General features: G+C 31.5%; 9 protein-coding genes and 1 pseudogene. 5 read left to right on the forward strand and 5 right to left on the reverse strand.

Features of this window, described 5'->3' with window-relative positions:
- From CIW83_RS21180 to CIW83_RS21190, 3 genes are all read right to left on the reverse strand, one after another.
- A partial coding sequence (locus CIW83_RS21180; RefSeq protein ID WP_094904418.1) for a DUF11 domain-containing protein occupies positions 1–2,540 on the reverse strand: 2,540 nt, incomplete at its 3' end.
- 307 nt (positions 2,541–2,847) lie between these two features.
- On the reverse strand, positions 2,848–4,032 hold the full coding sequence (locus tag CIW83_RS21185; RefSeq protein WP_094904419.1) for an anti sigma factor C-terminal domain-containing protein: 1,185 nt from the start codon (positions 4,030–4,032) through the stop codon (positions 2,848–2,850).
- A complete protein-coding gene (locus CIW83_RS21190; RefSeq protein WP_094904420.1) occupies positions 4,022–4,516 on the reverse strand; it encodes an RNA polymerase sigma factor in 495 nt (164 codons plus the stop codon). Before CIW83_RS21190 ends, CIW83_RS21185 begins: the two co-directional genes overlap by 11 nt.
- Before the next feature lie 262 nt (positions 4,517–4,778).
- On the opposite strand from CIW83_RS21190, the gene CIW83_RS21195 reads away from it, so the two are divergent.
- The 3 genes and pseudogenes from CIW83_RS21195 to CIW83_RS21205 all read left to right on the forward strand — a co-directional run bounded on the left by CIW83_RS21195 (position 4,779) and on the right by CIW83_RS21205 (position 5,808).
- Positions 4,779–4,991 carry a hypothetical protein gene (locus tag CIW83_RS21195; protein WP_094904421.1) on the forward strand — a complete coding sequence of 71 codons (213 nt, stop codon included), beginning with the start codon at positions 4,779–4,781 and terminating at the stop codon, positions 4,989–4,991.
- Positions 4,992–5,006: 15 nt separating this feature from the next.
- A pseudogene (locus CIW83_RS21200) lies at positions 5,007–5,270 on the forward strand (phosphatase PAP2 family protein); the annotation flags it as partial.
- Between the two features lie 208 nt (positions 5,271–5,478).
- The gene (locus tag CIW83_RS21205) at positions 5,479–5,808 is read left to right on the forward strand and encodes a tRNA-binding protein (RefSeq protein WP_094904423.1); all 330 of its coding nucleotides are present in this window, start codon (positions 5,479–5,481) and stop codon (positions 5,806–5,808) included.
- 436 nt (positions 5,809–6,244) lie between these two features.
- Here CIW83_RS21205 and CIW83_RS21210 read toward each other — a convergent pair whose 3' ends face one another.
- On the reverse strand, positions 6,245–6,904 hold the full coding sequence (locus CIW83_RS21210) for a hypothetical protein (protein ID WP_094904424.1): 660 nt from the start codon (positions 6,902–6,904) through the stop codon (positions 6,245–6,247).
- A 219-nt stretch (positions 6,905–7,123) separates the two neighbouring features.
- Here CIW83_RS21210 and CIW83_RS21215 point away from each other — a divergent pair, with 219 nt between their 5' ends.
- Together CIW83_RS21215 and CIW83_RS21220 are read left to right on the forward strand one after the other, a co-directional pair.
- Positions 7,124–8,017 carry an EamA family transporter gene (locus CIW83_RS21215; RefSeq protein ID WP_094904425.1) on the forward strand — a complete coding sequence of 298 codons (894 nt, stop codon included), beginning with the start codon at positions 7,124–7,126 and terminating at the stop codon, positions 8,015–8,017.
- Between the two features lie 32 nt (positions 8,018–8,049).
- Positions 8,050–9,234, forward strand: a complete 1,185-nt coding sequence (locus CIW83_RS21220) for a winged helix-turn-helix domain-containing protein (RefSeq protein ID WP_094904426.1) — start codon at positions 8,050–8,052, stop codon at positions 9,232–9,234.
- A gap of 101 nt (positions 9,235–9,335) precedes the next feature.
- Here the strand turns inward: CIW83_RS21220 and CIW83_RS21225 are convergent, their stop codons facing one another.
- On the reverse strand, positions 9,336–9,770 hold the full coding sequence (locus tag CIW83_RS21225) for a DNA starvation/stationary phase protection protein (RefSeq protein ID WP_094904427.1): 435 nt from the start codon (positions 9,768–9,770) through the stop codon (positions 9,336–9,338).
- Between the last annotated feature and the right edge of the window lie 201 nt (positions 9,771–9,971).

The raw sequence follows: 9,971 nt of genomic DNA on the forward strand, positions 1-9,971 counted from the left end.
GGATTAGGATCTGGTGTAGTTGAAGTTACATTTGCAGTATTAGTTATAATTCCTGTAGCTGATGGTGATACGGTTCCTCTTATTAAAATAGTTCTTGTTTCACCATTCAATAAAGTTCCTATATTGTAGCTTCCTGTCCATGGATTAAAAGTTACTCCTCCATCTGTTGAAAATTCTGCTCCTGTAATTTCAGCTGGAATAGCATCTGTTAAAACAACATTTTCAGCATTGGATGGTCCTAAGTTTGATACTTCTATAGGATAAATCACCGTTCCTCCTGGGATTATAGGATTTGTTTCTACTGATTTAAATATTCCAACATCTGCTACTGGAGTAGTTTGGTTAACTTCAATAACTGCTGTTGATGTGTTGTTGCTTGGATTAGGGTCTGGTGTAGTTGAAGTTACATTTGCAGTATTAGTTATAAATCCTGGAGCCATTGGTGCTACAGTTCCTCTTATTAAAATAGTTCTTGTTTCACCATTCAATAAAGTTCCTATATTGTAGCTTCCTGTCCATGGGCTAAAAGTTACTCCTCCATCTGTTGAGAATTCTGCTCCTGTAATCTCAGCTGGAATAGCATCTGTTAAAACAACATTTTCAGCATCTGATGGACCGAAATTTGATACATCAATTGTATAAGTTAAGGTTTCCCCTGACATAACAGGATTTGGAGTTCCTGTTTTTACAACTCCAATATCTGCTAATGCATTAACTTCGGTAGTTGTTGTTGACGTGTTGTTATCTGGATTAGGATCTGGTGTAGTTGAAGTTACATTTGCAGTATTAGTTATAGTTCCTGTAGCTGTTGGACTTACTGTCCCTCTTATTAAAATAGTTCTTGTTTCACCATTTAGTAGTGTACCTATATCATAGCTTCCTGTCCATGGACTAAAAGTTGCTCCTCCATCTGTTGAAAATTCTGCTCCTGTAATCTCAGGTGGAATAATGTCATGCAAAACAACATTTTCTGCCGCTGATGGTCCTGCATTTGATACTATGATTGTATATTGAAGCACTTGTCCTGATATCACTGGATCTGGGCTTGACGTTTTTTCAACTGAAACATCTGCTGAAGCAGCTATATCAAGTGGAACGACATTAGAATTTACAGTATAATTATTTTCTATTCCTCCTTCTACAGGTGTATAAAAATAACTCATCATTGCTGTATTAAGGGTTGGGTTAGGAGTTGGAACATTATCAACCAAAGCATCAAAAGTTATAGTAGCAGTAGAACCTCCTGGAATATCTGGTACATTAAATCCAACATTAGGATTCAAAGTTATATCTTGGGATCCGTTGACTGTCACACTGCCTGGTACGAAAGATAATCCATTTGGTACAATATCTTGGAAAAATACATTTGTTAAAGGACTTGTGCAAGTATTGGTTAATGTTACTGTATATGTTACGATATCTCCTATATTTGCGGTAGGAGTACTAACAGTCTTTACGGGTGTAAATTCTGGAATTTGTATTTCTCTTAGTGATATATCATCTATAGCATAATCATTTCCAATAGCAGCTGGTCCTTCACTTAAGAATTCTACCGTTAAGCTTGTGTTATTTCGTGAATTAATTACAGTACCTATCTCTTTCCATTCTGGAGTGTTTGTATTAACAGGAATTTGAGCCCCTAATGTTGCACTGTATATTGGATTGCCGTTTTGATCTAATATTCTTACACCCAGCTCGGGATTCGGATACCCTGTTACTTTAAATAGATTTAAAATCCAAGAACTAAATAAATAGTTTGTATTAGGCTGTACCGAAACTACATCTCTAAAAAAAACAGCCCCTGGATCAAAACCATTTACTACCATCATTCTTCCTGTTTCATTACCTGTAGTATGGTCTGCAATACGCCACCAAGCACCTATTGTATTACTTAATGCGTTAGTCATAATATTTTGTACTGTATACTCACCATCAAAAGGTGTATAGTCAGTTGGATCCGGCAATACATAAGTGAAATCTGGTGTTACCCCTGGGTAAGGCTCAACAGGAGCTCCAGTATTAGCGGGAGTGCCCGCTGGAAATGAACCAAAAGTTCCGTTATCAGCAACATTAATAAGATTTATATCTGAAACTGATACACATGGATCAAGTATATTTTCTATAGGTGTATATATAACGGGACCATCTAGGAAATTTTGATTTGTTAAATCAAACCCAGATACAGTTACTAAAAGCGTATCTGGAGTTAAAGAATCTAGATTTGTTGACCCTGAAGGCGGATTAGGTGCAAAACTTATTGGTGGGTCTTCTCCAACTGGAATAGGACCAACTACTGCTGTATTGAAATCTCCCGGTGTTGCAACACCTCCAGGTGTTCCATATGATTCTACAATTCTATAACTACCATTTGGTACATTTATAAATGAATAGTTTCCATTATTGTCTGTAAGAACTACAAGCCTCATATCAGTCATTGTATTCTGTAATACAACAGGTACATTAGCTAGACCTGAATCACCAGCATTAATTGTAGCACTTCTATCTCTATCAAATACAACACGACCTGATATTGTTGCCATATAATCACCTCTTTTATTTAATGTTTGTATATAATTATAAAATTACCTATAATATAATATGCATTATAAGTCTTTTGCTTACATTTTTATCCAATTTTTTCTTAGGAAGACTTATAGTGTTTTTTATAATATTGTATTTTTGAGTGAGGGACCAAAATATTGTACTACCGTAGTGTTATTACAATATTTTTAGTGGTATATATTACTTATAAAATTGAAGGCATAAAAGAAGAAGTAAAACGTGTGACAGAGGCATTTTTAAAAATGAAAACCTTAGGATTTTATGTTAATATCCTAAGGTTTTCTATCAACGTATATATCTCCTTGAAGCCATAACTTGATCTAATTCTATGGTATAAATGGATTCCTTTTCTATAAAGGTGAGTAAATCCTCGGCATTGGCATAAATTAACACGCCGTAGGATTTCACACCATGTTCTTCTACATAGTCTAATGCAGATTGATAATATTGAGTTTTAAGATGGTTATAGTCAAGAACATTTACGGCATCTTTTCTATCTATCATATATCTTAATAAACTCTTATAATGTAATTCATAACCCTCTGGCCAAATAGATTGACTTCGTGATCTAGTGTGGTCCCTTAGCCAATCCAATAATTGAAATGCAGGGTATTTATTTTTATCGGGTCTGTCATCAGCGGCTGATACTGCATTGGAAGGAGGCCTAAATCCTGTCAGATATTGAATAGCCTCATCTTTAGGTGCTGTTCTGATACCAATCCAAGTAATTTCAATATCATCGTATTCCACCAACATATTGTAGATTTCCTCCATAGCTAAATCTTCGTCAAAGGTAAGATAAGTGGATACATAGGATACAGGATTTAGTTTTTTTATGTGATTTATAACCCGACTTTTATTTTCTTTAAAATACTGGTATTCACTAATCTCAGGATTTGTGATTATTTGAAAACCTAGACTTATATACTCTTCATCAAAGACATTTTCAAAGTTTTTTAAATGAGTATCTCGTTTTATTTTGGAAGAGATGTTTTTTGATTCTTTAGTGAAAAGATTATGACGACTATAATAAATATTATAATTGCCAAATCCCAGTCTTTCAGCTGTGACAAGGCCTAGAGAATATCCTGGCAGATTTAGTTCTGTAAAGGCTGTCAGATCAAAATATATGTCCTGATTATATTGACCAACTGAAATCTTCGTTGGATTGTAATAGAAACTATCTATGATAGGTGATAAAATAAAAAATATTGCTAAAATAATGAGTATAACAATAGATACTGAAGTTATAACTACTCTTCTAAGACGGCTGTTCACACTTTTCTTTAGTTTAACAGTCTCATCCTTCTGGGCATCATAATTTTCCACTTTCATAAAATCTATATCTATGTTTTCTGATAGATATTCTTCTATAGCCTCATATTTTTCTATTTCCTGTTTTATTAGTAGTTCTTCCTCCTCAGAGGTAATACCATTTTTATATTTATCCATCAATTCCTTAAAATTCATATTGACCCTCCAACATATCTTTTAATTTTTTTCTAGCTCTAAAAAGCAGGGTTTTAGCAGTTCCATATTTTAGCCCAGTTGTTTTAGCTATTTCTTTTATAGTAAAGTCACAATAATAATATAGTATAATGATTTCTCTGTAGGAATGAGGTAGATTCATAATTAGGTAATAGAGCTGTTTTTTTTCTTCATTGTCAATGACTTTGTTTAGCGGAGTTTCCTCTGTAGCAAGAAGATCTTCTAAACTATTCATAGTATTATATTCTTTATTAGTTCTAGAAGTATCTAGGAACAAATTCTTACACACTTTAAAGAGCCAATATTTAATATATGGAGTATCTTCGTCTAGAGACAATAAGGCCTTGAAGAAGGTTTCGCTAACCAAGTCCTGAGCCTGATGATGATTCCTGCATAACGAAAGAGCATAGAAGTAAACTTCCCTATGATATTTGATATATAAATTTTCTAATTGGCTGTTTATCATAGGAAAATCCCCTTTCACTTAATAAACGGAATAGAAGGATAAAGGTTACACTTTTTTAGAAGAATTTTTAAAAAGGTCATTCTATGTCGATTATATCGAAAGAATGAAGAAAAGACTACTTGTTCCAATATAGATATAGGAGTAAGCCAGTTGAGGATTATTTTTATCATAACAGATAAATTAAGAAAAGAAGAAAGCATCTATTTAGAAAATATATTGATATGGTATAATAGATAACAGATTAAAAGATAAGGTGATAATCGTGGATGAAAAAACATATGAAAAAATGATAAAAATATTAGGCAGTCATCCATATGCCTTAGTAATGATTAAAGGAATAAATAAGTTAACTACTACATTGGTGTATTGTATATATCCAATTTTTCTTCTTATGTTGGCATTTAATGGTGATTTAAGGTTTTGGAGAGTTTTTCTTACACCAGGAATCTCTTTCATGTTGGTTAGTTCATTCTGAAATCATACTGATTTTCCTCGTCCTTATGAAGCTTTGGATATTATCCCAATCATCAATAAAAGTACTAAGGGAAGATCGTTTCCAAGTCGTCATGTATTTTCTGCCTTTGTAATCGCCATGACTTTATATTACATTTCAGTTCCAGTGGGAGTCATTTTAATGTTTGCAGGCATTATATTAGCAATAGTACGAGTACTAGGTGGTGTACATTTTCCTAGGGATGTAGTTGCTGGTGCTATGATTGGTATCTTATTTGGTATGATAGGTTTCTGTTTATAATGCTATAGAATATCCCTTTAAACTTCTGATAGTGTTTTGTTTTAAGGGAAACCAAGAAGCTCATGGCAGATATTGTATGATTATAGTAACAGCACTTGGTTCAATATTACGTTTTACGTGCTGGTATTACACTAGCTTTGCAGGTCAATAGTTTATGGTAATATATAAATAGTATATTTATAAGATAATTGAGTAGGAGGAGCTTATTATGGCTACATTTGATGATTTTATGAAATTAGATATTAGAGTAGGAGAAATTATTAGAGCAGAGATTTTTGAAAAGGCAAGAAAGCCCGCTTATAAACTATTGGTTGACTTTGGAGATGAAATTGGTATAAAAAAATCCAGTGCTCAAATTACCGAATGTTACAAGTTAGAGGAACTTGTAGGGAAACAGGTACTAGGAGTAGTAAATTTTCCAGAAAGGCAAATTGCAGATTTTATGTCAGAGGTATTGGTGTTAGGAGTTTATTCTGAACAAGGGGTGGTATTGATTCAGCCGGAACAGCCTGTGAAAAAAGGAGATAAATTAGGTTAAAGGTTGATAGCTTATCTAATCTCATTTTTGAATGAGTATCCAGATAAATATTAGATGAAAAATGATATTAATTTGGTGCGATAATAGAAAGCTCCATATCAATCTACTAAACATTCATCGAAGCAATTATAAAGTAACTAACAAAATCTCAATAGCAAGAGAATCTAAAATACGTTATATTGTCAATTGAATTGCTTGATGTTTTTTGAAGGATGAGCTCATGAATTAAGGAACTGGTGAGTTGTAAATTTATGAGTAGTGATTGCATAGCGTAATCTTTTAATATATCAGAATTATTTTCCATCAAGGATTTCAGATATTAGGAATATAATATCTTAAGCAAGCCTAAAATGTAATATTCCTTCAATCTATGCTATCGACTGATCATCTTTCAATATCAATGAAGCCTTCTATTATCACACCAAATTATTCTATACTATTTATATTGATTTATGATATCTTCACATCTATCTAGATAACTAAATTTTGCACTAAAATCTACAGACTGAAGATTCATTGCCATGTCAATTTTTTCAGATATTCTATCTGCCAGATAATTATTAGATTTAATCTTTTCAGATAATTGCTTTGTATCATATATTATTGTAGTAATTACTTCAGCCTCATATATATATGGTGTTTGATTTCCTTCCACATTGAATGCGTAGCCAGTTCTATTTTCCTTTGTTTTCTTGTCCTTTCTATTTGCTAGAGGTCTTAGATATGATTCCGAAAATCTTCTAAGTAACTTTGCATATTCCAATGCTGCATCCAAATTCATGCTCTTATTATCATCAATTTTTACTATTAAGTCCTTCTTGGCTTCTGCTATACTTTCTGCTAACATAGATTTTTCAAGAAAAAGGTCTTCTAATAGTATTGTTAGATTGGGAACATCTATTTCTGCATCATCTTCAAATTCTACTTCTACAGTTTCATCAACTGCATCTTTGTATGAAGCTGACTTCTTATGATTTTCTGTTATAGAATATATCCTAGAATCCATAGCATAGTTTGATAAATATATTAATTCGTCGATGGTTCTATCAAGGAAGTTAGCATATCTTCCTGCTTCTTTCATGGTCATCTTTTCCATAATTATCACTCCCATCTTAATTTCATATAGAGTAACATACTACTGTAATTAGAATACCATAATTTTACATCAATACAATTACAAAGAGGTTACATCATCATTACAATTCCATGACACACTAGGAGGAGTTGGATATGAATTGTCTATACATTTATTCCTCCATATAGTAAAATAATCTAAATGATAACATAGTATCGGTAAAATTAGGAGGAAAATTGAATGTGGTTTATTTTTGCACTAATATCTGTTGTATCTTGGGGCATTGCAGACTTGTTTTACAAAATGGGGACAGACCCTAAGGATAAATATAGTCATCTAAAAATTGTTATTATGGTAGGATTAGTAATGGGAATACATGGTTTTGGATATATGATTTTCAATAAAATATCCTATAATCCTATAAATATTATAAGATATATCCCAGTAACTTCTATGTATATTCTATCTATGACTATAGGCTATATGGGACTTAGGTACATTGAATTATCCATTTCCTCTCCATTGGGAAATTCTTCAGGAGCAGTAGCAGCATTATTGACATTTGTTTTTTTAGGGGAAACCATGAATACACTACAGTTCTCTGCGGTAGCTATTATTTCAGTAGGGATGATTATTTTAGGCTTTCTAGAAAGAAAAGAAAATATAATTCAAAATAGGTCAGAGAATAGGTCTGTAGATAATAAATATACAATAAGCACTATGGCAATAGTATTTCCAATTTTATATTGCATAATAGATGGAATAGGGACATTTGCAGATGCATTCTATTTGGATAGAGTATTAACTGAAGCTGAAGCAAATTTATCCTATGAATTCACTTTTATGATAGTAGGAATAATAGCATTTATATATTTAGCTTTTGTCAAAAAAGAATTCTTAAGTTTTGGAAGGGAAAAAATAAAGCTATATGCAGCTATATTTGAAACCCTTGGTCAATTCTTCTATGTTTTTGCCATGGCTCAAAATTCAATTGTTACGGCACCTCTAGTAGCATCTTATAGTATAGTATCAGTAATACTGTCTAGAGTCTTTTTAAAAGAAAAATTGAATAAACTTCAATATGCTGTAATAGTTGCAATAATGATATCTATTGGTATTTTAGGTATGGAGTAGTATAATTAATAAGTTAGGAAGTGATAAATAAAATGGAACAAGTTAAACTTACAAACAGACAAGCTCGACATTTTATTTTATTGAAACAAGGATTAGTAGGTAATTATAAATTTATTAAAGAACAAGGTGTTTGTGATTATATCAAGCAAGCAGGCTGTATTCAATTTGATCCTATAGATGTTTGTGGTAAAAATGCTGAATTAGTCTTGCAATCAAGGGTAGATGGATTTTCTAAGGAGATGTTGCATAAACTTTTGTACATAGATAGAAAATTTATAGATTATTTTGATAAGAATATGTCCATATTCAGTATAGAAGATTGGAAATATTTTTCACGTCAAAGAGCAAAGTATGAGAAAAATGTTAGAAGTAGAGAACAAGTAGATAACGTAATGGACAAGATAAAAGAAATTATCAAAGAGAAAGGTTTTGTTTCTTCAAAAGATTTAAGTTTTAAGGAGCAGGTTGATTGGTATTGGAGCCCTGCCACGTTATCTCGTGCAGCATTGGAAACATTATATTTTCAAGGTGATTTGATTCTTAATCATAAAAAAGGAACGATTAAATATTACTCTCTTGCTCATGAATATATTCCAGAAGAGATTATTAATGCAAAAGATCCTAACTTAACTGATGAGGAACACTGGAAGTGGAGGATTTTAAGACGTATTGGTGCTGTTGGATTGCTTTGGAATAAGTCATCAGATGCATGGCTAGGAATTGATAACTTAAAATCATCTAATCGTAATGATATATTCCAGAAGTTACTTGCAGAGAAAAAAATTATCGAAGTTATTATTGAAAATATATCTGATGCTTTTTATTGTCTATCAGAGGATAAAGATCTAATTGATTTGGTTTTAGATACTGATGAGTTCCAAAAGAGGGTAGAGTTCATTGCTCCACTAGATAATATGATTTGGGATAGAAGATTGATCAAGGAGATTTTTAACTTTGAATACAAATGGGAAATATATACGCCTATTGCTGAGAGAAAGTATGGTTATTATATTTTGCCTGTTCTATATGGAGATACCTTCATTGGAAGAATAGAAGTAATAAATGATAAAAAGTTGAAGCAACTTGTGGTAAAGAATTTCTGGCTTGAAGATAATATTATTAAAGATGATATATTAGAAGATAAAATTCAAGATTGTCTCAATAAATTTGCTAATTTTAATAATTGCGAAAGTATAAGAATAGACTGTGAAATATAATCTAGTTCCCATAGGTCTTAGTATAGATAGTAGTGAAAATAGAAGATAATTTAAATGCACAAACAAGGCATCCTTAATTAAGGATGCCTTAAAAATTTTATTTATTTTAGCATAGAATTTACAAACCATATGTTTTTGCTGTAGTATGCAACGTAATCTTCAAATATAGCAACAGTTTCAAAATCTCCTTCTTCGTCAGCTATATTTCTGATATCAGTTGCTAATTCTTTCATTAATTCCATATCTTTTTTAACTATTTCTAGAGATTCTTTTATTGAAAAGTCTTTCGCTTTAATCTCTTCAATATTAGATTTTTCTAGATATTCAGCCATTGTAGATAATGGAGTTTCATTTTTCATTTTTAATAATTCTGCTACTTCATCTAGATTCTCAAATAGCTTATCATAGATTTCTTCTGTAAAATTGTGGACTTGCATAAATTGACTACCTACTACGTTCCAGTGAATATTATGGAACTTTACATTTAGTACAGCCAAGTTTGATAAATATTTTTGTAATAATTCGATATGTTTCATAAAATACCTCCTTAAAATTTTTAAATTTATATAATTATTAATTATTATCTTCTATTAACTATATTATATGATAAAATATAAGTAACAAAAAGGCACAAATATGTTCGTAGAGGTGAAATTATGAAAAACAAAATATCTAATGGTTTTCAAATTGTACAGGATCTAATTAAACTTAGATGGGTGCCAGAAATATTAAAATCT

The organism is Tissierella sp. P1, assembly GCF_002266425.1.
Lineage (GTDB): Bacteria > Bacillota > Clostridia > Tissierellales > Tissierellaceae > Tissierella > Tissierella carlieri.

Coding starts and splice junctions, on each gene's coding strand:
- CIW83_RS21210 (WP_094904424.1), bottom strand. CDS start 6,904: ATGGAAAAGATGACCATGAAAGAAGCAGGAAGATATGCTAACTTCCTT.
- CIW83_RS21190 (WP_094904420.1), bottom strand. CDS start 4,516: ATGATAAACAGCCAATTAGAAAATTTATATATCAAATATCATAGGGAA.
- CIW83_RS21225 (WP_094904427.1), bottom strand. CDS start 9,770: ATGAAACATATCGAATTATTACAAAAATATTTATCAAACTTGGCTGTA.
- CIW83_RS21205 (WP_094904423.1), top strand. CDS start 5,479: ATGGCTACATTTGATGATTTTATGAAATTAGATATTAGAGTAGGAGAA.
- CIW83_RS21220 (WP_094904426.1), top strand. CDS start 8,050: ATGGAACAAGTTAAACTTACAAACAGACAAGCTCGACATTTTATTTTA.
- CIW83_RS21215 (WP_094904425.1), top strand. CDS start 7,124: ATGTGGTTTATTTTTGCACTAATATCTGTTGTATCTTGGGGCATTGCA.
- CIW83_RS21185 (WP_094904419.1), bottom strand. CDS start 4,032: ATGAATTTTAAGGAATTGATGGATAAATATAAAAATGGTATTACCTCT.